Annotated in this window: 24 protein-coding genes; 14 read left to right on the top strand and 10 right to left on the bottom strand. The window is 34.8% G+C overall.

Features of this window, described 5'->3' with window-relative positions; all coding sequences use genetic code 11:
• Positions 1–14 precede the first annotated feature (14 nt).
• The 3 genes from AC3FI7_RS07455 to AC3FI7_RS07445 all read left to right on the top strand — a co-directional run bounded on the left by AC3FI7_RS07455 (position 15) and on the right by AC3FI7_RS07445 (position 2,768).
• Positions 15–1,181, top strand: coding sequence for a serine hydrolase domain-containing protein (locus AC3FI7_RS07455; RefSeq protein ID WP_491461752.1), 1,167 nt, complete (start codon positions 15–17; stop codon positions 1,179–1,181).
• A 398-nt stretch (positions 1,182–1,579) separates the two neighbouring features.
• Positions 1,580–2,335 (top strand): DUF6597 domain-containing transcriptional factor, encoded by a 756-nt coding sequence (locus AC3FI7_RS07450; RefSeq protein ID WP_343658847.1) that lies wholly within the window; start codon positions 1,580–1,582, stop codon positions 2,333–2,335.
• A 46-nt stretch (positions 2,336–2,381) separates the two neighbouring features.
• The gene (locus AC3FI7_RS07445) at positions 2,382–2,768 is read left to right on the top strand and encodes a VOC family protein (RefSeq protein ID WP_343658846.1); all 387 of its coding nucleotides are present in this window, start codon (positions 2,382–2,384) and stop codon (positions 2,766–2,768) included.
• A 251-nt stretch (positions 2,769–3,019) separates the two neighbouring features.
• Here AC3FI7_RS07445 and AC3FI7_RS07440 read toward each other — a convergent pair whose 3' ends face one another.
• Together AC3FI7_RS07440 and AC3FI7_RS07435 are read right to left on the bottom strand one after the other, a co-directional pair.
• Entirely contained in the window at positions 3,020–3,940 is a 921-nt protein-coding gene (locus AC3FI7_RS07440) for a helix-turn-helix domain-containing protein (RefSeq protein WP_286486932.1), read from the bottom strand.
• Between the two features lie 53 nt (positions 3,941–3,993).
• A complete protein-coding gene (locus tag AC3FI7_RS07435) occupies positions 3,994–4,767 on the bottom strand; it encodes an SDR family NAD(P)-dependent oxidoreductase (RefSeq protein WP_491461751.1) in 774 nt (257 codons plus the stop codon).
• Positions 4,768–4,970: 203 nt separating this feature from the next.
• Between AC3FI7_RS07435 and AC3FI7_RS07430 the strand changes: the two genes are divergently transcribed.
• Positions 4,971–6,227 (top strand): exodeoxyribonuclease VII large subunit, encoded by a 1,257-nt coding sequence (locus AC3FI7_RS07430; protein ID WP_491461750.1) that lies wholly within the window; start codon positions 4,971–4,973, stop codon positions 6,225–6,227.
• Between the two features lie 14 nt (positions 6,228–6,241).
• On the opposite strand, the gene AC3FI7_RS07425 is transcribed toward AC3FI7_RS07430, so the two are convergent.
• Complete coding sequence (locus tag AC3FI7_RS07425; RefSeq protein ID WP_491461749.1) at positions 6,242–6,583, bottom strand: DUF2511 domain-containing protein; 342 nt, start codon at positions 6,581–6,583, stop codon at positions 6,242–6,244.
• A gap of 241 nt (positions 6,584–6,824) precedes the next feature.
• On the opposite strand from AC3FI7_RS07425, the gene AC3FI7_RS07420 reads away from it, so the two are divergent.
• The 3 genes from AC3FI7_RS07420 to AC3FI7_RS07410 are packed head-to-tail and all read left to right on the top strand — an operon-like array spanning position 6,825 to position 9,484.
• The gene (locus tag AC3FI7_RS07420; protein WP_491461748.1) at positions 6,825–7,802 is read left to right on the top strand and encodes an aldo/keto reductase; all 978 of its coding nucleotides are present in this window, start codon (positions 6,825–6,827) and stop codon (positions 7,800–7,802) included.
• 11 nt (positions 7,803–7,813) lie between these two features.
• The gene (locus AC3FI7_RS07415) at positions 7,814–8,551 is read left to right on the top strand and encodes an SDR family oxidoreductase (protein WP_491461747.1); all 738 of its coding nucleotides are present in this window, start codon (positions 7,814–7,816) and stop codon (positions 8,549–8,551) included.
• A gap of 12 nt (positions 8,552–8,563) precedes the next feature.
• The gene (locus AC3FI7_RS07410; RefSeq protein ID WP_491461746.1) at positions 8,564–9,484 is read left to right on the top strand and encodes a helix-turn-helix domain-containing protein; all 921 of its coding nucleotides are present in this window, start codon (positions 8,564–8,566) and stop codon (positions 9,482–9,484) included.
• Between the two features lie 120 nt (positions 9,485–9,604).
• Here AC3FI7_RS07410 and AC3FI7_RS07405 read toward each other — a convergent pair whose 3' ends face one another.
• From AC3FI7_RS07405 to AC3FI7_RS07395, 3 genes are all read right to left on the bottom strand, one after another.
• Positions 9,605–10,462: a restriction endonuclease gene (locus AC3FI7_RS07405; RefSeq protein ID WP_491461745.1), complete on the bottom strand. Its 858-nt coding sequence runs from the start codon at positions 10,460–10,462 to the stop codon at positions 9,605–9,607.
• Positions 10,463–10,490: 28 nt separating this feature from the next.
• Positions 10,491–10,853 (bottom strand): hypothetical protein, encoded by a 363-nt coding sequence (locus AC3FI7_RS07400; protein WP_491461744.1) that lies wholly within the window; start codon positions 10,851–10,853, stop codon positions 10,491–10,493.
• A 142-nt stretch (positions 10,854–10,995) separates the two neighbouring features.
• Positions 10,996–11,421, bottom strand: a complete 426-nt coding sequence (locus tag AC3FI7_RS07395) for a hypothetical protein (protein WP_491461743.1) — start codon at positions 11,419–11,421, stop codon at positions 10,996–10,998.
• A gap of 231 nt (positions 11,422–11,652) precedes the next feature.
• On the opposite strand from AC3FI7_RS07395, the gene AC3FI7_RS07390 reads away from it, so the two are divergent.
• A complete protein-coding gene (locus tag AC3FI7_RS07390) occupies positions 11,653–12,459 on the top strand; it encodes a hypothetical protein (protein ID WP_491461742.1) in 807 nt (268 codons plus the stop codon).
• A 10-nt stretch (positions 12,460–12,469) separates the two neighbouring features.
• On the opposite strand, the gene AC3FI7_RS07385 is transcribed toward AC3FI7_RS07390, so the two are convergent.
• From AC3FI7_RS07385 to AC3FI7_RS07370, 4 genes are all read right to left on the bottom strand, one after another.
• Positions 12,470–14,068, bottom strand: a complete 1,599-nt coding sequence (locus AC3FI7_RS07385) for a hypothetical protein (protein ID WP_491461741.1) — start codon at positions 14,066–14,068, stop codon at positions 12,470–12,472.
• 217 nt (positions 14,069–14,285) lie between these two features.
• A complete protein-coding gene (locus AC3FI7_RS07380; protein ID WP_491461740.1) occupies positions 14,286–15,347 on the bottom strand; it encodes a PIN domain-containing protein in 1,062 nt (353 codons plus the stop codon).
• Between the two features lie 104 nt (positions 15,348–15,451).
• The gene (locus AC3FI7_RS07375; protein WP_491461739.1) at positions 15,452–16,159 is read right to left on the bottom strand and encodes a PIN domain-containing protein; all 708 of its coding nucleotides are present in this window, start codon (positions 16,157–16,159) and stop codon (positions 15,452–15,454) included.
• Positions 16,143–16,790 (bottom strand): hypothetical protein, encoded by a 648-nt coding sequence (locus AC3FI7_RS07370; RefSeq protein ID WP_491461738.1) that lies wholly within the window; start codon positions 16,788–16,790, stop codon positions 16,143–16,145. Before AC3FI7_RS07370 ends, AC3FI7_RS07375 begins: the two co-directional genes overlap by 17 nt.
• Positions 16,791–17,624: 834 nt before the next feature.
• Between AC3FI7_RS07370 and AC3FI7_RS07365 the strand changes: the two genes are divergently transcribed.
• From AC3FI7_RS07365 to AC3FI7_RS07340, 6 genes are all read left to right on the top strand, one after another.
• Positions 17,625–17,990, top strand: a complete 366-nt coding sequence (locus AC3FI7_RS07365; protein ID WP_491461737.1) for a JAB domain-containing protein — start codon at positions 17,625–17,627, stop codon at positions 17,988–17,990.
• Between the two features lie 520 nt (positions 17,991–18,510).
• Complete coding sequence (locus AC3FI7_RS07360) at positions 18,511–19,770, top strand: DUF3945 domain-containing protein (RefSeq protein WP_491461736.1); 1,260 nt, start codon at positions 18,511–18,513, stop codon at positions 19,768–19,770.
• A 621-nt stretch (positions 19,771–20,391) separates the two neighbouring features.
• Entirely contained in the window at positions 20,392–20,817 is a 426-nt protein-coding gene (locus tag AC3FI7_RS07355; protein ID WP_491461735.1) for a hypothetical protein, read from the top strand.
• A complete protein-coding gene (locus AC3FI7_RS07350) occupies positions 20,814–21,218 on the top strand; it encodes a hypothetical protein (RefSeq protein WP_491461734.1) in 405 nt (134 codons plus the stop codon). Before AC3FI7_RS07355 ends, AC3FI7_RS07350 begins: the two co-directional genes overlap by 4 nt.
• Positions 21,219–21,240: 22 nt before the next feature.
• The gene (locus AC3FI7_RS07345) at positions 21,241–21,960 is read left to right on the top strand and encodes a TIR domain-containing protein (protein ID WP_491461733.1); all 720 of its coding nucleotides are present in this window, start codon (positions 21,241–21,243) and stop codon (positions 21,958–21,960) included.
• A complete protein-coding gene (locus AC3FI7_RS07340) occupies positions 21,957–22,586 on the top strand; it encodes a ribonuclease H1 domain-containing protein (protein WP_491461732.1) in 630 nt (209 codons plus the stop codon). The genes AC3FI7_RS07345 and AC3FI7_RS07340 overlap by 4 nt, the downstream gene beginning before the upstream one ends.
• The last annotated feature ends 87 nt before the right edge of the window (positions 22,587–22,673 follow it).

The following is a 22,673-nucleotide window of genomic DNA, read 5'->3' as shown; positions in this document are numbered from 1 at the left end:
AAAAAATAATTCTAATGATTACCAGATTTTTGATCGTGATGCTGTCATCATTTTTAAGTATTGTGTATGGGCAAAAAATAGATGAGACTAAACTGCAGATGTTATTAAAAAAAGCTGAAGATAAGCATTCGGAGGCTGTTATAATTTATCAGGATAATCAATTGGTTGCCGAAAAATACTTTGGCGTCGGTAACCCGGATGTGAAGATCGAAGCTATGTCCTGTACCAAGAGTATTGTCGGGCTTTCCGTAGCCTGCCTTATGACCGATGGCTTGATTAAAAGCCTTGATACTCCAATTGCGGATTTTTACCCTGAATGGAAACAGGGTCAGAAAAAGCTGATCACCATTCGGCATCTTGTTAATATGACTTCCGGTATGCAGAATAATCCTAATGCTTCAGTGGAAATCTATCCCAGTGATAATTTTGTTCAATTGGCGCTTGCAGCGGAACTTTCCAAAAAACCGGGAGAAGCTTTTGAATACAATAACAAGTCGCTGAATCTTATGGCAGGTGTCATAATGAAGATCACGGGTAAAAGAATGGATGAGTATATTGGGGAAAGGCTTTTTAAGCCACTGGAAATTACAGATTATTCCTGGACATTAGACAATGCCGGTAATCCGCATGTAATGTCTGGATGCCAGATTAAGCCAAAAGATTTAATCAAGCTTGGTTTATTGTTGCTAAACGAGGGATATTACAAGAATAATAAGGTGATCGCAAAAGAACACATTGCCGAAGTGGTTGCGCCGTCCGCTCAATATAAAGGATATGGAATGCTTTGGTGGCTCGATTATGAGAAAACCGTGTCAACTGTAGACAATGAGATTATCAAAGAACTTAAAAAAGCAAATGTATCTAAAGAATTTATACGTAAAGTCAGCAGAATGAAAGGAATCTACCGGTCAAATGAGGATTTTTCAGCTAAATTACAGACTGTCTTTGGTAACAATCCGTATGAATATATCAATCAACATCTTAAACCTGGTTTGCGTCTTCGAAAAAGAGATTTCAGCGGAAGTGTAACTTACCGGGCGGATGGTTATCTGGGAAACTATATTATTGTCGATCCAAAACATAATGTTGTTGCGATAAGGATGATCAGTCATCAGAGTTTTACGGGTGACAAGGATAGCTTTTCAGATTTTGGCAGGGATTTAGTGAACCTTACATTATAGTAACTTCTAATCAATTGTTACTGAATTACAAGCAACGTTAAACTACAGATTTAATAGTAGGATGGATATGATCTACGGATGTGCAATTTTAAGTTACAAATATAGAAGGAATTCATACAATAAATGGAAAAGGCGGATTCAAATGCCTGGATCTCACAGGCGACATCGGTATCTATGAAAAATAGAGCATCAGGTATATCGGGTAAGGATACCATATGTAGGATGTAGGGAATTTATCGGATAAAGTATAGGCTTTCGTTAGCCAATAAAATATGGTAACACGATTTGCTTTAATGTTTCGTAACGTAAATAAAATGAAATCGTTGATATTGTAATGCTATAAAGTAAATATTTTGCGTTCTTTTGCTGTATGGTATTCAAAATACAATTTTTAATGCATGGACACCACGAGAAATCAATTAGAGTATTTATCGATTAAACCTGACAATTCCCTTTCAGATATAGTAGAAAGTGTCTGGATGGTAAAAAATCATGCTGATGAAAAAAGAGAAGGGATCATCGTTCCTGACGGGAAAATAGATCTATTCCTTTTTTCAGGAGAGGATGAGAATTTTGAGATCTTCATATCCGGGATATGCACCGGGCCTGTCATCAAACCACCTTTCCCCAGATCGACGATGTTTGCCATAAGCTTTCATCCGATAGCCGCTGAATATATCTTTAAAAAATCCATTGCAGATTTAAAAGATACTAAACAAACTCTCCCTTGTGATTATTTGGGATTTTGTAAAAACGATCTGGAAAATTTTGAGCAATTTTATAGAAAAGCCTGTTACATTATTAAGATGCAGGTAGAAAAGAAAATCGATGACCGTAAGAAGAATTTGTTTGAGCTGATTTATTTATCAAAAGGAGAAACAACTGTTGAGGAATTATCAAAAAAAGTTTCTTGGAGCAGTAGGCAGATAAATCGTTATTTTACTACTTGGTTCGGAGTTACATTAAAAGCTTATATTAATATTATCCGTTTTTCAAATTCATTGAAACAGTTGAAAAAAGGCGATTTCTACCCGGAACTTAATTATGGTGACCAATCCCATTTTATCAGGGAAGTAAAGAAATTCTCAGGGGTAAAACCTACGATCTTAAACAAAAACGAAAACGACCGATTTATCCAATTGAGCCTGATGTAAGAAACCTAATTTTGTTTGATCAATAGAACAAATAAAATTAAACCAAATGAGTTTGAATCATATCAATCTGGTGGTAAAGGATGTAGACAAGGCTTTGCATTTATTTACAAACTATTTCGGCTTCAGCACAATCGTTAACCGAAACAGTAAAATGGCAGTCCTGGAAAACAGAGACCAATTTGCCCTTGTGATCTGGGGACAGGTATTGAATAAAAAGGAAGATATACCTGAATATCCCGAGAATTTCCATATCGGATTTTATCAGCAAGATCAGGAAGCTGTCTGGAATATGTACAGAAAGCTTCAGGAGGAAGAAAACTTACGGTTTGAAGCAGAACCTAAACCGATCAGAAATACGTTTGGGTTCTATTTCTATTTTGAAAATCTCATGATGGAGGTCAGTGTGAATCCCTTCAATGAAAACGTTGAGTGATTTGTACAAGCTTATCGATCGAATCAGTTTAGTGCATGGCAATAATATATTATCAACGCAACAAAATTTTATTGTGTAATGGCATACTTTGATGTGTAAAATTATTTTGCCAATGATATACTTTAGTGTGCAGAATTACTTTGCTTTTTATTAAAAATTAAGAATTAAAGATGGTTTAACTTTTATTGCTGTTTCGTAAATCATGATAAAGAGATAAGATATTAACCATATCCAGGTTGTTATAAAGCCCATCAATCAAAAGACGTACGGAATTCCAAAGGCGAGAGCCCGGTTCTCAACCTAAACATCTTGCTGAATGACTGCGGATGCTCAAACCCTAGTTCATAGGCAATTTCAGCCACCGTCAGGTCAGTGTTGGTTAGCCTCTCCTTTGCTTTTTCAATGACCTTGCCCCGAATGTACTGCTGTGCATTCTGTCCGATCAACGAGCGTAATAGGTCACTCAGATAGCCGGGTGAGATCTTCAGCTGATCCGAGAGGAATTGTACTGTTGGGAGTCCCTGATGTATTGATGTCTGAGTATTAAGGTAGTCATCGAGAATAGTTTCCGTTCTCTGGAGAATGTCGTTATTGACTGCTTTCCGGGTGATAAACTGACGCTTGTAGAACCTGTTGACATAGCTTAGCAGCAGCTCTAGCTGCGCAATTACGACTTCCTGACTGAACTCATCCACGCGGCTGTTCAGCTCTTGCTCCATGATCCTGTAAACGGAAAGAATGACCTCTCTTTCACTATCGGAAAGATGGAGTGCCTCATTGGAAGTATAGGAAAAGTAACTGTACTGCTTTATTTTACGGGCGATAGGATGGCTCAGCAAAAAATCGGGGTGGATCAGTAAAATATAACAATAGGTCTCGCTGTTGTAATCTGTACTTCCTACTAACTGATTAGGCGCCATGAACAGCATGCTGCCCTCATCGTAATCATAATAGTTTCTGCCATACTTCAGCCTTCCTCTGTTTCTTGTAATAAAGGTGATCTTATAGAAACTCAGAACATCATAGATCGGTGCCATTGACGTATTAAAAGGGTTGTCCTGGTTGAAATGGACAAGGCTGATCAACGGATGCTGAGGTGCCGGCAGTCCAAAAGCCTGATGGCTTTCCGATATCGATATAAAGCGTACCAGTTTATCTTCTTTAGATTTCATACTATAAATGTATAAAAAACCTATGACCGGCGATCATAGGTTTTATGTTAAAACTACCACGGCAGGATGTTGTCTTTCCCGCTGAAATCAGCAGGACCTGTAAAGCTTCCCGTCGGAAGATCCTCTGCTAAAGCTACCCGGATCGGTTCCTTCGAACCTTCCTCTACAGAATCCGTTCCCTGAAAATTGTTGAGCGCCGTAGCCGTAAATCCCGGGCTTACCAGATGCACCTTGATGCCGGTGTTCTCCAGTTCAATAGCAAGGGAAAGAAAAATTCCGTTAAGTGCCGTTTTCGAAGCGCCATATACCGCATCAAAATTCGAACGGTAAGGGTTTTCAGGGTTGGAATTGATCGTCAGCGACCCTAGAGCACTGGAAACTGTGACGATCCTTGCACTTGGAGCTTTGTGCAGTAGCGGCAAGAAAGACTGGGTCAAAGCTAGGGTTCCAAATACGTTGGTATCCCATACCTTTTTTAATTCGCTGATCGGTGCTATGCTCGCACGCTGTGCACCCATGATCTCTTCCAATGTACGTCCTGGAGTACCGGCATGAGAGACTGCGGCATTGTTGACCAGTAAGGTCAGGTATCCGTGTTCTTTTTCGACGATCTCCACCGCGGCGTGGATAGACTCTGTATCCGTAATATCAAGCTGGATTGCTTTTGTTAATCCGCCCAGCTGTTCCACGGCTGCTTCACCCTTTTGCAGGTCACGTGAACCCACATACACAATATAGCCGTCTTCTACAAGGGCTTTAGCGATCTGGAATCCCACACCGGTGTTCGCACCCGATACCAGTGCCACTTTATTTTCATTGTTTTGCATAATCTTGTTGTTTTAATTTAATGAAGCAAAGATGGATATTAAAGCTAAAATTAATGTAACCCAATCGAGACTACTTGAAGCCCAATCGAGGATAGGGTAATTTAATCTGATAAAAAAGGTGAAACTTCTGTAAAACGATCGTATTTTATTTCGTGACAAATAACAATATCTTTGTTAGGAATTTTTTTGAATGATTTTCATCTATGTCAGAACAAGAAATCACGTATCCGGTTTATTCACCGGCCTCCGTCATTGGAATCTTTAGCAATGCTTTGAAGCTGAATGCTACGGTCAATATCATCTATCTGAAAGGTAGATATTCCTTCGGTGGGGGTAAAGCCTACGGTAATTATTTTTATGACCTCCTATTCTCGGAAGGTGACCACGTTTCAATAGGGGTTCGCATCTCTTCTCTGCTGAGAAGTAAGATGACCAATAATGAAATCTATACGCTCAGAGGGTTTATTGAAAAGAGCATCAAAAATTCATCTATTGAATTACGGTTTGTAGTGGACGAGATCATCCAGCAGGAAGAAAAATCTATATCGGAAGAGGAATTGCAAAGATATGAGCTGATCCAGAAAAAGCTTGAAACAGGATCAAAGGATCTTGAAACCCTTATTAGAGAGAAGATGCTGAAAGATGAAAAGGTAAAGATTGCCAATATTTATGGGAATAATGCTATTGTCCAGAAAGACTTTTCTGAAGGACTGGATGTTTCCGTGCAATATTTTGAGATCGATGACCATAGCTGTAATATTACCTCCTCAACGGCAATCATTTCCAAATTGAATGAAATCTCATCGATGGACTATGATATAGTTGCTTTAGTAAGGGGAGGCGGTGACCGTCAGAGCATGGAGACGTTTAACAATACTCAGCTTTCTGAGCTGTTCATTGGACTTAATTCAGTAACTATTACAGCAATCGGACATACGGTCGATGAAACCTTGCTTGACAAACTTGCGGATAAACGTTTCCATTTACCCCATGATTATGGAGCAGGATTGCATACCATAGCAGAAAAACTGTCTTTGGAAAGATCCAACTCAAGAGCTCTATTAATCGATGAGGTTAAAAAAGATGTTTCAAAACAGTTTTCTGAGCAGGTTAAAACCTTAACTGAACAACTGTCCAAAAGAAACGAAGAATTTCAGAAGCTTCAGGAATCGTCTGTCAAACAGCTTCAGGATACGCAGAAGAACTTCTCCGAGCAGGAGAAGCAACGAAAGGAGGAATTGGAAAGTTACAAAAAGGAGATCTCAGCCTTGCATGAAAAGAATTTGCAGTCTGCCATCAATGAAAAGACAGCCTCAATGAAGGCGCAACTGGAAACACTGAATAAGGATAATAATAGGCTTAATCAGGAATTACAAAATAGCAAAACTGATTATGCAAAGATCATCTTTGCATTTATACTGGCATTGGTCATTGGATTTGTTCTGGCAAAGGTTCTTTAACTTTATCAACTGTTTTATTTGTTCTCGCACAGAGTTAGTCCCTGTGTTATAAAATCTCCATAGGAAATCTTCAGCCCAGCCCAATTTGGATCATCCAACCATATCTCTTCAACTTTTCTGATGGATTTGTTGTCATGTGAGGCGCCTTTTGCCGATCCGTTTAGTGCATAAATCTTGCCATCATTTGTTCTACCATAAATTTCGGTATAACCGGAACAATACACCTCGATCTCATTGACAGAAAATGGCCACTCACCACTGTAGGTTTCTTTGGTGAATTTAAGAGTGTTTTTTTCAGATGGTGAACTACATGATATAATTAAAAATAGTATTGAAAGTAAAGAGAAGTTTTTCATAGTTTTAAATATATCAGTAAAAGTATTAAAACGATTAAGTTGTTTTTTACGGGAATCCATAAAGTGGAAAATATATAAATGATCTGTTGTCAATGGTAATGATGGGATCATACTAAATTAAAGGGTATGGAATACTTCTGAAGATCTGACTACAATACTTACCAATTGAACTACTTTTTTAAGAATAACAAATAAGAATTTTGTACTTGAAATTTATTCAGGTTTAAAAAACAAAATAGTTATGCAAAAAAGGAAATTAGGAAATATCGGACTGGAAGTTTCCGCATTAGGCTTCGGATGCATGGGACTCAACTTTTTAGATGGCAAAGGGCTTGATAAAAAAGATGCTGTAAATCTTCTTCACAGTGCTGTTGACAGAGGTATCACATTTTTTGATACGGCAGAAGCCTATGGACCTTTTACCAACGAAGAGCTTGTTGGCGAAGGATTACAGCCTTACAGAAAAGATGTGGTAATTGCTACGAAATTTGGCTGTAAAGATGCCAGCCCGATAGTAGGTCTGGACAGCAGACCTGAAACCATCAGAGCAGTAACCGAAGCTTCTTTGAAAAGATTGAAAACAGACTACATTGATTTATTGTATCAGCACAGAGTGGATCCCAATGTTCCGATAGAAGATGTAGCAGGGACAGTAAAAGATTTAATACAGGAAGGGAAGGTGAAGTACTTCGGTCTATCTGAAGCAAGTGCCAAAACGATTCGAAAAGCCCATGCAGTTCAGTCTGTATCAGCATTGCAAAGTGAGTACTCTCTGTTTTGGCGTGAACCTGAAGATGAAATTATACCTCTGTTAGAAGAGTTGGGAATTGGTTTTGTTCCGTTCAGTCCTTTGGGCAAAGGCTTTCTCACAGGGGTGATCAATAAAAAATTAGAAGATATCGACCGGAGAAATATTATTCCCCGTTTCAAAGAAGAAAACATCAAGGCTAATCTTGTATTGGTAGAAGCGCTTTCTGGGATTGCCGGACAAAAAGATATTTCAACAGGACAATTAGCGTTGGCTTGGCTCTTGGCACAAAAACCTTGGATAGCGCCGATACCTGGTACTACAAAATTACATCGTCTGGAAGAAAATATTGGGAGTACCGAGATTGTACTAACAGATGATGAACTTGCGCAGATTGATAAAACAGTAAGAGGGATCACCCTTGTAGGTGACCGCTATCCTGAATTTTTAGAAAAACAGATTGACAGATAAAACGAACAAGAATGCAAAATATCAAAGGAAAGGTTATAGCAATTACAGGTGCCAGCAGCGGCATGGGTAAAGCCATTGCTGTGGAATTGGCAAGGGAAGGTGCAAAAGTAGTATTGGGTGCCAGACGTAAAGAACAATTGGAGCGGATTGTTGAAGAGATCAAAAACAAAGATGGCGAAGCCATCTTTGTTCAAATTGATGTGAAGAATAAGGCTGATCTGGTGGGATTGGTCAATGCAGCGGTGCAGCATTACGGAAAATTAGATGTTATGGTAAACAATGCTGGGGTAAGTCAATTAAGCAGGATCGATGAGTTGGATGTTGAAGGCTGGGAAGAAATGATCGACATTAACCTCAAAGGTGTTCTGTATGGAATGGCGGCTGCAATTCCTATCTTCAAAGAACAAGGATCTGGGCATATTGTGAATATTATTTCAACGGCGGGAATAAAGATCGTACCTATGCAGGGCGTCTATGTCGGAACTAAAAATGCGATCCGCACTATTGCAGAGGCATTTCGTCAGGAGTCGGACGGAAACTTACGCATTACGGGGATTTCACCTGGATTTGTGAAAACAGACTTTGCAAGCGGAATCAAGAATGAACAAATGAAAACAGCCATTCAGAATGGAATGGAACAAATGGCTATAGATCCCATAGCCATAGCCAACGCAGTGATATATGCTGTGAGTCAGCCTGAAGATGTTGAAATTGGAGATATTGTGATTCGTCCGTCCAAACAAAATTGATTAAATTAGTACATGAAAATGCAGAAACAATCCAACATCAATCAGATCAAAAGCATATCGCAATTAGTGCGCGTGCTGGGATTTCCTGCGCCAATGCATCCTTTGATCGCCTTGGTGGATTACAATGATGTTTCAATCGAGATGTTTCCAAAAGGGCAAAAGGTAAGCCTCGATTTTTATAAGATTTCCTTTAAACCGACCTTTACAGGACACATCAGATACGGACAGGGATATTATGATTTTGAAGAAGGTGGATTGGCATTTTTAAAACCTAGGCAAATCGTTTTACCACCGGAAGAAATAGAGAGTTATGAAGGCATGGCTCTCTATTTTCATTCGGATTTTATTCGAAATTATCCGTTGGGAAAAACAATAAACCAATATGGATTTTTCTCCTATGATGTTTCGGAAGCCCTGTTTTTATCAGCCAAGGAAAAGGAGATCATCGCCAATCTGTTTGCTTCGATAGCTACTGAACTGAACAATAATATTGACAGCTTTAGCCAGGATGTTTTAGTGGCACAAATAGAACTGTTACTGAATTACAGCAATCGATTTTATAATCGGCAGTTTATTACCAGAAAAGCAGTTAACCATGACATCATCACTTCTTTGGATAGGCTTTTAAATAATTATTTTGATGAAGAGAATAGCCTGAACAACGGTTTACCGTCTGTTAAATATATCAGTTCGGAATTAAAACTTTCGCAACGCTACCTGAGTGATATGTCAAGTTCATTGACGGGACTCAATACACAACAATACATTCAGAATGCGATCATTGAAAAAGCTAAAGAAAAACTATCCACCACAAATCTTTCCGTCTCGGAAATCGCCTATGGGTTGGGTTTTGAACATTCGCAATCGTTCAGTAAGCTTTTCAAGATGAAAACAAATGTTTCACCTTTGGAGTTCAGGCAGTCGTTTAATTGAAAATTAGTAGCGGGCTTCAGCAACAAAGTCTCACAAGAAATTGTGTAGTTTAATCCATTTTGGGTTGATTAGGTTTTTATTATCGAATGTGAAAAAAAATATGGGATTTAAAGAGGATTGTTATAATAGGCGATCATCTTTACTTACAGCGATTATTCCATATTCTGAAATAGTAAACATTTGCCGTTCAAAGATTGATTTCATAATAAGCCATACACGGTCTGTTAATGTAAATGCTTTTTGATGAGTTTCATTTTTTTCAGTAAGTAGTCCTGTAAAAGTAATACTCTTAATTTTTTTAATAGTATCATTAAAGTAGATTGTATGGTCAGAATAATCATATTTTTCAGATATAAGCTTAAATGGCTTTTGACTGTTTAAGTGTCTTTTGAATACCATCACTGCATCAAATAATTTTATTTTGCATCCATTACTGTTTTCAATTATAATCTGATATTGATCTTTTTCAAGTATTGATCTTTTCTCCCCGTTATCAGCTTCCATTTGAATTGAAGTAATTTCAGGTCGTTTAAGATGAGTAGAAATTACAAAATCTATCAATGCTATTTCCATTTCTTTTTCGACATGATGATCCTGCTCGCCAACCTCTCTCAGATGAACGATATTAATATTGTTATGCTCAGCAAATTTTTTTGCATCTCGTGTAAATCCACTTTTTGACACGATTATGCCACGATTTACATCCGTGTCATTAATGATTGAAAGTAGCTTCATTACTATATCTTTATCTACTTTCTTTTTTAAATATTTACATTCAATTGCTGTTTTAAAAGTAGTATTACCATCAGATTCAGATGTTAAAACATCGATCTGATGATATACTCCTGAATCACCTAATATTTTGCATTCTCGACCATATCCCTCTATTTTGACATTATATTCTTTTCCCAGAGTTTCATAAATGTATTTGGTCACATGCTCATATAGCTCCCAGTCCAAGTTGTTTTTCTGCTCCATCAGGATAGTTTCAGGGTTATTCTTATATTTAAACTCTAGCAAATTGACTGTTTAGTTCATCACTTAACTCTTGATTATAATGATATCGTATTTCGTTAATACCTTTAAACGTTTTTAGCTCACAGCCTAATACAACGTAGTTATCTTCCATATTATAACCCCCGCATTCTTCTAAAATTTCCTGCCTATAATAATCTACAGTTAAATTATCTAACCATTCTTCTTCATCTCCTTCAGTTGGAGATTGTGTTTGGAATGTAATTGGGATTTTAGTGCTCTTAGGATTTGTATATGATTTTAAAGAATATTTCTTCACATGATAAAGATGATCAGCATCAATTAAAAACTCTATAACTAAATTTAGGAGTTCGTCTCTCTGTTTTGTGTTCATTTTACTAGCTATTGTTTACTTTATAAATTTAAATAATTTTCCAGAGCAAATCTATTTTTTATATCATCTTTTCTGAAACAAAGAGTCAATACTCTTAATGAAAAGTTCTATCAAATAAAAAGTTGTGGAAAAATGCAAAATATTACCTTGGTAGTCCTTCGTTTAGAGCTTGGATTTTTTCATCAAGTGTTTCAATAAAAATACTAATGTCAATAATTAATTTGTCCACAATCAACTTATCAACTATGACTTCATCTCCATTTTTGTCTTTTCCGTTTCTGAGAACAAGATGATGTCGCATCACTACCGCTTTATACGGTGTTCCAATATCTCCAATATCAATTCCTAAAGTGTCTTTATACATGCCTTTGATTTTTGGTAGATTATGATATATTACATCAATCATCGCTTGTTTACATATTGTTTCAATTTTTTCATGATATATGTAAAGCTCGTTCAGAGGTATAGGTCTTTCCTTAAATTCTTTAAATGTGCTGACAAATTTTTTTGTATGCTCCTCTGAGTTTATAGATGTATTGATAAAAGCATCTGATAAATACGTTTCCATAGAAGCTATGACTCCAACAAATATTTGCCGACTCAGAGTTTCATCTACAGTAGACTTTTTTATTTGTATGTTATTTAATTCTTTGAGATCTTCTAATGTATTTTTAAATGTTTGAAGGAAATATGTATTACTGGAACTTCTTAATTTGTATATTAGTAATTTGGTAATATCCAGTTAAAGTTTTTTTACTATAATCAAAATTAAATTTAAATAAATAATACCTTTTAATAAATGGTAAATTTTCATCCTACTAATAAATACTCGAAATCCTATCCGCCTAATTCAATTCATAATTTTCTGCGTCATCCATCTGGTAAAAATTCAGCAATACAGATTGCACTTTTTAACCATCATCGTTTTGCTTTTTATTATTGGAATCTGTGGAAGAATGAGTTGCTTAAAGATCATAAAAAAGTTAGCATAGATATCGTCTCCTACGATTGGCATCAGGATTTAGTTTACCCTCAAGATGATCATAAAGTCGAACTAGAAAAACTAGACCTAGAAAATACTTTTGAGGTTTCTTTTTTTAGTTCTTATAAGCTCAATTCTTTAAATGATTCTCATATAATGTCTGCAGTATATTTAGATATTATAAATGATGTATGGGTTCTTTGCAGACAGGGAAGGTTTGATCGGGATTGGGAAGATGAATACCTTGAGGATTACCGTGGAAAAAAACACACTATCAGAAAGTTCAGGACTGAGGAGGATTTACAGAAGGCTTTATTTTCAAGTAAAATCCAAAATGTTTTTTTTGATATTGATCTGGATTACTTTACCATCAACAACAACATAGAGCCTAATGATAAATTTAAGTACATGAAAAATAAGGAGATTAAAAATCTTCTGTCTCCTGATAATACCTTGATTAAATGGATTTTTGACAGACTCCAAGGTCTTACAATAGCTCTGGAGCCAGAATATACTGGTGGAATATCCAAGTCAATGAAATTTCTATCTTTGATCGAAAAATTATGGTTTAGTAATTCTGTTGGCAATTTTCATGTTCAATGGAAACATCTAAAAGATCTATAATTTCACAATATTAAGTTTTACATATTATTTGTTTTTTTGGAAACTTCAATAGAATATGATACAATGAAACTTCTTTCCCTTCTCTGAGGTGACAAGTTTTAAATATCCGGCTGTTAGTATACTTAGTTTCAATAGATGTACTCTCTCCAATTTTTGTATAAATGAAGATCATATTTTCGTTAACGAAATTTAAATATGATTTGGTGAAATCTTCAAATTTATTTTCGAGAAGGTTGCAATAAATAACCACATATTTGTTATAAAGTCCTTTTGAATCATAATTTTGTTCCAATTTATTAATATGCGAAGTAATGTTATTGGTATCAATATATTCTAAATTAAAAGCTTCGATGAAATATTCAGTTCCCACTGCGTCAACAATGACACCATCAACATTTCCCTGCTTGATACCGGTTCCCGACTCCCCATATTTTGATTGATCTTTGGAATGATATTGAATAGGAAGTAAGTCTAATATTTGTTTTGTCCGTGTATCTTCGTCCACATTCCAAAAAATTTTATTTTCCTGTAATTTGTATGATGCAGCCATCAAATCATTAATTAAAGGAACTGTATTTCCGTAGGCTATAAAGGGATTTTTATCAATGATAGGTTTTAAGTCTTTTATGAATTCGATTTCGTCTTTTAGCCATTCTTTAAGGATCTTTCGGTACTTTACATCTTCGTTTTTTGAATGGTTTATGTATCCTTTCTTTAATTTTTGCTCTCTTCGTTGACAAATTAATTCAAGCTCAATTTTACTAATATTATTTATGAGTCCTTGCTTAAATAAAGTTTCAGTATTAATTTCTACCAAAATATTATTAGTTATCTCTAATAAATAATTTATTAAAACTTTTTTATTTCGCGGAGTCGCAATGTACATCTCAGTATATTTATTATACCTGACAGATTCAATAAGAGGAGTGAAGCTAGCATATTTTTTTTTGAGATGGGTAAAGTAGCTTAATTCGAACGGAAAAGTTTTGTACCATTGATTATAGATTCCAATTAAAACATTAAAATCTGTATCTTTATTTTTAATATTTAAATTTGGATTGACATATTTATTTAGATGTCGTAATATGTGATTTTTTCTGTCTGAATAGCCTTTTATTCTATTTTCTGTCAATAAATTTTTTAGTTGTGTTATAAAACGTCCTAGATACAATGCTTCTCCAAAACCTTCTGGAAAACTCCCGAAACTATCAATCACATAATCAACATAATCTAAAATTTCCTCTTCCCATTCATCTGTATCTATAAAATTAAGAATATGATCCCAAGAACAAAATAATTTTTCGGCATAAAATAGTGGTACATTTTCAAAATCCTTTTCAATAAACCATTTCTGATTTGAAAGTTTTTTATGAACATCGCAACAGTTAGGAAATTTACTATGGTAAATTGATAAGTCATTTAAAATTTTCGTATAATTTAAAGTGCAGCCCTTACAATCTTGATGCTTATGACCTTTGTACTCAAGCTTGACGATGTCGTATGGCAACGTATATTTACCTCCTTTAAATGAGTAGATTTCGGTCCCACAAAAGTCGAGTTTTTCAAAGCTATTGATAAAAAATGTATGGCTGACGTTTGTATTGTTCATATCCTAAACAAATTTGAATTGTGTTACTATTTCTCACCAAAATTAATAGATAAGATAATTGGATTAAATTGATATGTCAGTAAATGGTAAATAGTTTACAAGTCTATTAGATATTTGAAAATCAAAGTTGATCTTTCCACGAGCAGATCTCAACCACTAGATGTGAGTGGGCAGTCAATTAAAAGCTGGAAATTGTAATACATCTATATTTTAGCTGTCAGCGGTAGTCTTCATAACGTTCCTTGATTTTCAATTTTACATCTTTATTTACTTCGATAATTTCGAATTCCTCATCATAATCATCTTTATCTGTTATGTAGGCCACCACTGCTAATGTAGCATTGTCTTCTTGTTCTATTTCCTCAACCTTTGTCTCAAAATAATAAGTTACTTTATCTTCGCTGTCATAATGAGAGTAATTTTCATCATCGATTACTAATTCAACTTTAAATGTCAATTTTGCTTCAATCTCGATTTCAATTGATTCGCTATCAATCGACACAATCTGGAAAGATTTATTACGGATGATAACTTCTTTTACATCAATGTCGTGTATGTCATACCACACTACTTTATAATATAAACCTTCATCATCTAATTTATTCCTATACCATTCTTCGATAGCAGCATCAATTTTTGTTGAGTTTTGAATGAATAATTGATTTAGGATTGAAATACGATGTTCTTGAGTTAGGTAGTATTGTAATTTGTTATCAAGATAAGCTTCGTAATCTTCAGTTATTTCAAGATGTTCGCTTTTGAAGTTTAAGAAGTCTTTATCAGATGAAAATATTTTACATTTTATTTTATTTTCAACGCACCATTTTTCAATTAAATCCAATGCAAATGCATCTGGAAATTCATTTTTTTTATCACCTATGCTAAATGGGAATTCATTTTTAAAATACTTTTCAAAAACGTTCTTTATATTTAATTCACTATAATCAATTATAAGGACTTTTGATTTTAAAAGAATTGCGTCTAATTCTTCATTGAATTCTCTCTCTATCTCCTTACTTATAATTCTATCGTAGATTTTTTTTCCTGCGGAACTGTTTCTCAAAACGCGAGATTCAAATTGATTTTTGAATTCATTCAAATCTTGGACAGCTTTTCTAGTAAATGTCTTAAATCTACTTTTCACTTCCCCAATTGTTATTTTCGTCATAACAATTTTTATCTTTTCCTCCTCTGAAAGTTTGAGAAGTTCACGAATTCTCTTTCCGTCCAGAAAATTCTCTTTAATAAAAATATTTGTATCAAGAATTATATATTCCATATATGTTTTTAGGTGTATACTAATCTTTCTGGGATTCATTTTTGTGAGCAATTGTATCAGGAATCTTCCATTTTACATTTTCATCTCACCATTTAATAAAGTTGTTAGACGACGTTATTAACTAGTTCGTACAATTCTATAATCTTATGTTTAAAATTTACATTATTTTCCTCAATATCCTCTTTAATTTTTGAAAATCTATCTCCTTTTTTTCCGTAATCGCTTTCATTTGATGATACAAAATACAAATCTAATGAAGATTTTCTGGAGGTATAAATGCATGTTTCCCAAATAACGCTATCCTTAAATTCATTTTTTTGGCTTGGAGCAGTTTTGGTTACAACTCTATCTCTGGCATTTTTTAAAAAGGTGTCATCGTTGATGAACACAGTGTTGTCAAGAATAGTTTTGATTTGAATTTCAACAATATTTAGAAATGCCTCAGAGTTAGTAAAAACTTCCTCAGCTGAATCTATCTGACCTAATTCCTTAAGATATGATTGAATTTTATTATAATTTCTAATAGTATCATCGATAAATTTCTTTGCCTGTAAATAAGGCGGTTTTTGATAATTATCAATTATTTCTTGTCTAACTATTATCGATGAACAAGATATAATTTCTTTATTATTTATTTGTTCTGTCAGTTTTAGCAAAATGGAAAGAAAAGTAGAATTTGTAGATTCGACTATTAAGTTTAGTATATCTAAAATTCCGCAAGCATCCCAAAAAATTACAGCTTTTGAATTTTCTTTAAAATGCAATGAAAGATCATCACATTCTATTATAGTTGGGCTATCTAAACTTATCATATTCTTTCAATAAATCTAAACTGTATTCATAGTCAAGAGCAATTTTTGAAACTAGATCCTCATCATAAATTTTTATATCTTCAATCAGATATTTTTCTAATTGACTTGAATTTAAATTAGATTTATTTTTATGAGCAGTAAATATAAATTCACACCATCTTTGAAAATCAAAAGGATTAGTGTTTAAAGTTGAGGGATTAGCTGAATTAATCCAATTTTTTAATTTCGATATAGTTTCATTGTCGGCTAGATCAGAAATAGTTATCTCATCTTTTGAATAATGAACTTCAAATTCGGGAGTGATGTTCTTTTCTATGACTTCTTTATAGAAAGTATCAACTATAGAATTGTATTGATGAAAGGTTAATTGTCCTGATTTATTGGGTGTTATATTGGAGATGTATAATGAATCTTCTGTTAATACTAGCCATACATATGCAATTGCATTTTCAATTTCATTAGTAAGAAATGTTGCAGTGCATTCCTTAGACGTTGAAATCATTTTGGCATAATCATCAGATTTTTCACTAACATAGGTGAAGTTTCTGTGGCTCTCTATTTTTATTTTATTTAAAAGAGTTTTGAGGCTATTGTTACGTCCCGTTATTTCTAGTTTTTTGAAAATTTTCATATGATTAATAATCGTTTTTATTTAGTATATAGTTTTTTCTAATTGTATACTTCACTGTGTCGCATACTTTATCCAAAATTAATGTTTGAAGATTTAGAGTTTTACAAATTTATAATAATTGTTTAAACCTTATGGTAAAAAATCTTCCGTCTTATTAGTTGATTATCATTTACCATTGCCATTCTCTAAAAATTTCTTTTAATATCTCAAACTATCTATCGTTCTACCTTGATATATGAGCATCAAATTTCAACTACGGTCAATCCATATGAGGTTCTCTCATTTTCTATAGCAAATATATTCCGTTGTCTCTGCTGAAAAAAATCTTTTTGGGTATCCGTAATCGGAGATTCCAAACCCTCCACAAATAGATTTCAAGCTTTCATCAATCTGCTTTTTTATTGTTTTCAAGGAATTGATTGCAGTTTTCCTTGTGCCTGCCTGAATGGTGAATCTGCATAGAAAAGTCAGAAACCTCACAAGATGCAAATGCAGTTCATTGAAATTTTGATCCTTATAATTACCCCTGATATTAGTCCATATATCTGAATGATTATAAAGCATTCTCATTATATATCGTAAAAAGATCATTTGATCAGATGATACCATCTCTAAAACATTTGATAACCATTCGTAAAATGAATGATACGATCAGGTAAAAAAGAAAGGTCAAGATTTCCTTCAAGCTGCAATCTACAGGTTTTTTAACAGCAGGTGCGGGAAAAACAGGTCTCCGCCGCACACGGAGCAATTCAGATGAAATTCAATATTGTGAACGAAATTAAGCTGAGCTATTCAAGAAAGGGAAATTGTGAAAGATCCATATCGTCATCAATGGATGCGGTGGAGGTTTTCAGGGCGCATTTTGATGCGGAGGAAATGGATTATCGGGAATCTTTCTTTGCCTTGTACCTGAACCAGGCGAATAAGGTGCTAGGCATTAAGAAGATCTCCGAATGCGGGATCTCTTCCACACTGGTGGATGTACGGATCGTGATGCAGGCAGCCTTGCTTTGCAATGCCTCGGCAATCATTGTTGCCCATAACCATCCTTCAGGAAATCTGAAACCATCCTCCTGCGATATCAAAATGACTTCCCAGATCAAAGAGGCGGCAAAGATTCTGAGCCTGACTCTGCTGGATCATGTGATCCTGACCTCGGATTTTCATTTTTCCTTTGCGGATGAGGGGATGATTTAGACGGTAAGGGCAGTTCCTGTACTTGGTGTCTTGGCTTTTCATAAAAAGGAGCTGCCGGTGCCGTAATTTCTATGGTGTAATCGCTTATTAATGAGGTTGCGGAATTACGGCAAACTGTGAACATAATGGTTTGCACGGTTATGAGAGCTGTTAAAAATAAAAGCGGTTGAAAGCTTTAAACTGTTTTTTTACTGAAAAAAGGCGGTAGGATAGTTTAAAGCTAGGAACGGTTTAAACTTTTGAATATTTGGAACGGTTAGGAGAGTGGCGGATAGTATTATGCTGATGGTGTAGCAGTGAATTTATTTGTTGTAGATGGATGGTGTTGAGGCAAATGTTTTCTTGTGGTGTTAACATTTTGCTCTTTACCCCGGGCTTAGAATAAAAGCGGAAGTAAGCTTGCGGAATATGACGACGCAGTACGTAATGTGTAATAGTACGAGAATTGAATCGTCAAGCCGTTGCTTTATCGGTCAAAATAAAATATAAAGAATAATTAAAATATCTAAAAATTAAAATCATGAACAATACAGGAAATCAAAAAGCAATGTCGGACGTCAGTACATTATTAGTACTGCGTCACCGAAATAATGCCGTTGGAATGGTAACGTCCTTAAGTGTAGACGGGGAAGTAATAGATGTAACACCTGAAAATAGGGATGAAGGTGCACTAATGCGAATTGATGCATCGGAACATTCATTTGCGGAATTCTACTCCGATTTTTACCATCGGCTTAAAGATCCGGAAGACTATTCGTTTTTTAAGGTGAAGGAATTTGAAGCTTATGAAACGGCTTTGGGGTTACAGTCTTATTTGGCTGGTTCGTCAGCTGATGAGAAGGAAGACCTGAAGCAGTATGAGGTTTCTATTGAAGCGGTGGAGTCTTTGAGAAATGAGAAGAACAAAATGACGGACGATGGGAGCGAAAGAAGCAGGGCTTCTGAAAAGAGATCAGCATTTGGAGACAGTACTGCTCAGTACCGTTATCAGGTTGAAGATGTGAATTGGAGTTCGATGGCTGAGATCGGTCTTGATAAAGCGAAGTTAATGGAGCTCGGTGCATTGGAACACCTGTTGAGAGGCTTTAAAACACCGATGCTCGTTCCGGTACTTTGTGATGATGAGGAGGATAATTGTGTTGATGCAAGGCTGCAGTTAAGGCTGGATGATAATGGGGAAGTGGTGGTTCACGTGCATCGGGTTCAGAAAAGAGTGGATTTCAGGAAGAAGTTTATGGGTCATAAGTTTTCAAAGGAGGATCGAATGAACCTTTTGAACTCAGGGAATATGGGCAGAGTAGTCGGTCTTTTGAATACGATGACGGGAGAGACTTTTCCCTCGTTGGTAAGCCTTGATAAGCTGACCAATGAATTGTTTTCACTCCGGTTGGATTTTGTGAGAATTCCGGAGGTGATCTGTGGTGTAGATTTAAGTGCAGAGCAGAGGGAGCTTATTCGTTCGGGAAAACCGTTGTTTGTTAAAAATATGGTTTCCAGACAGAACACACTTTTTAATGCGACTGTGCAGTTCAATGCAGAGAGGCAATGTCTGGATTTCTTTTTTAATAGGAAATTGAAAAATAATGGTTTTGAGTGGTGTGTACCTTCAACTTTCAGAGGTGTTACGCTTAGAAGATGGCAAATCGAGAAATTAAAAGCAGGGGAGGCGGCTTACATTCGAGGTCTTATCAGCAAGAAATGGAAGACTTATCAGGGCTATATTCGCTTTAATAAGGAAGTGGGCAAGATTGAGTTTTCGTTTAAGAAAATGGATAAATAAATATTTGAGGGAGGCTTATTTGAGCTTCGTAGAAGAGTGTTTTAGTTGTTTTATTGGTACTTCTAGACCTGTAGAGTGTTTGGCTTTACAGGTTTTTGGGGATTGTTGGATGTGAGATTTCGGGGCAAAAATGCGATTCCTCTCTATGGTCGTAATCGCATTTTTGCGGAAATAGTGCAACCCTATTTATAAAAACATTGAAAGTATGTTTTTATAAATAGGTTGCGAATATCAATAGTAATAATTGAAAAATTTAAATATATTTTTAAATTTGAGAGTTATTGTACATGATAACAATTTTTTGCTATATTTGAAATAAGTTGTAAAATAACTGCTGCATTAAAAACTAAATCATGAACCATTGTCAGAATAGCTCCGTCCGTAAAGCTAAAAAAATCAAGATTTTTTCTTTAGAGAAATTTAAGCATTAGTTTAAAATCCAAAATATTTTAAGCCAATCAAGCTAACAGTTTCAATATACTACTATTTATACTAAATTGTAAATTTGGTATAAATAAACTTTTTAAACATAATTAGTCTTGTATAATAATTAATTTCATTTTGTAAATACAATCCTTTAATAAGTACAAATATTAGAATCAACAGTAAAAAGATAAGATTATGGCAACAGCAGAATTTGTGAGAGGACAAGATAATTATAGAATTTATCGTAATAGTAACGGCGTACTTTTCAAGCTGATACTAGAAACCGAAGACGAATTATTGATTCAAGATATGAATGGAATACAGGTTGGAGAATTTGAATTTCAGGAATTGGATTATGGTAATGGATATAAGATTATGCGAATGTATACCAATGAATATAAAAATACTGGTTTAGGTTCAGCAGCACTTTTATATTTTCTGGATATATATGGTGGACCACTTTATACATCATCAAATGATGGTTTAACACTTGACGATGGTAGTCATCTCACGGAAGATGGACCATCGTTCGTTATGCATATGCAGGCAAAAAAAATCATTTCCGGTAATAGTGACAGATTTGACGATGATGATTCAGAACATGGCTTTTTAGATCTATGAGGATTATAATTTTAGAAGGAAGTGGTAATGTAGGCAAAACTTCGACTTTAAATGTTTTGTACTATGATATCATTGCGGAAGGAGCAGTTATGTCTCCTAGACTGCCAGTAGGAGGCGATGCAAATGACTTCGAAAGTATTGGTGATTTGAATGGAAATAAAATAGCAATATACACAATGGGTGATTTTTCATCAACACTTAGAACGGCAATCTATAAATATAGGGCATTAGGAGTTGATATTTTAATTTGTGCGATAAATACCAATTCCAAAATGGCTTGGGCAAATAGTGCAATTAACCATTTTAATCATGTTAGACATCCGAAAACCATTGCTTCCGTAATAAGTACTCGAAGTGCTGTTAATCGAGCAGATGCAAGCATTTTATTTTCCTTGATTTAAATATAAAACAAAATAATAATACATGAAATTCTACGGTAAAATAGAAGATTTAACTAGTAAACTAAATGATAATGGAATTGAAGGAGATTGGCAAGAGGGAGCTGGTCAAAATAAATTCAGAACAAAAGAAGGAGGAGTTTTAATTTGGTATGACAATGGGACGCTTCTTTGTCAAGGCAAAGAACCTTCTAAGAATAAAATTTTCAATGTTGTTAAAGATGCAGAAAATTGGAATTTTCTTGCAGAAAAAAAGGTGGAAGAAAAACACTCGAATATATTTGTTGTATACGGTCATGATATACAAAGTAGAGAACAACTTGAATTTTTACTATCCAAAATCGGTATAGATGATCCCTTTATTCTTGGAAAGACCAGTGGTAAGGGTCAGACAATTATAGAAGCATTGGAATATCATCTAAGTAGAGATGGGGAGGCGACTGTGGGAATAGTTTTGTTAACACCTGACGATATGGGGTATTCTGTTAAGGATGGTCCGGAAAAAGTTTTGGGGAGGGCTAGACAAAATGTGATTTTAGAAATGGGTATGCTTTTGTCAAAACTGGGGAGAAAGCATACAATAATTCTTGTAAAAGGAAACGTTGAAAGGCCTAGTGATCTAGATGGTATTATATACTTACAATACGAAAACCATATTAAAGAAATTTTTGGTAAACTTTGTGATCGATTAGAAGATATGGGTGTGGAAATAGATCACAAAAAGCTTACTAAAATACTGTCATGAAAAGTAAAAATAAATATTATACTGTCTGGATCGGTAGACGTCCCGGAATTTATTCTTCTTGGGATGAATGTAAATTACAAATATCAGGATTTGAAAATGCAACATATAAATCATTTTCCACATATGATGAAGCGTTAGAAGCTTTCAACTCAAATAGTAAGAATTATATTGGTATTAAGAATGATATAATTTCTATTGCTGATTTACAAGAGAACGAAAAACCACTTAATGATACTATTTGTGTTGATGGTTCTTGTAGTGGAAAAACCGGGGTAATGGAATATCAAGGAGTGTCTTTTCCTGAATTAAAAAAAATTTTTAAAGCAGGTCCTTTTATTAGTGGAACTAATAATATTGCTGAGTTTTTGGCGATCGTGCATGCGTTAACAATATGTAAAAATGATCCTAAGATAAAAGGTATTTATTCAGATAGTAAAACAGCTATTGAATGGATAAGGAATAAAAAGGCAAAAACAAAGATAGAGATAAGTGGCGCAAATTTACACATATTACAAATTATTGAAAGAGCTGAAAAATGGCTGATTAATAATCAAGTGGAAACTCCAATCTTGAAGTGGGAAACTGCTATTTGGGGAGAAAATCCTGCTGATTTTGGAAGAAAGTAATCTTTCTTAATCTTAATAAGTTCGTAAAAAAGCTCCTATTCATGTATCCATATTGGTATGTATAAAATTTTAATTATTATATCTAAA

The sequence above is a fragment of the Chryseobacterium sp. TQ-BC-N36 genome (genome assembly GCF_058382295.1).
This window is presented reverse-complemented; position numbering and strand designations above follow the sequence as displayed.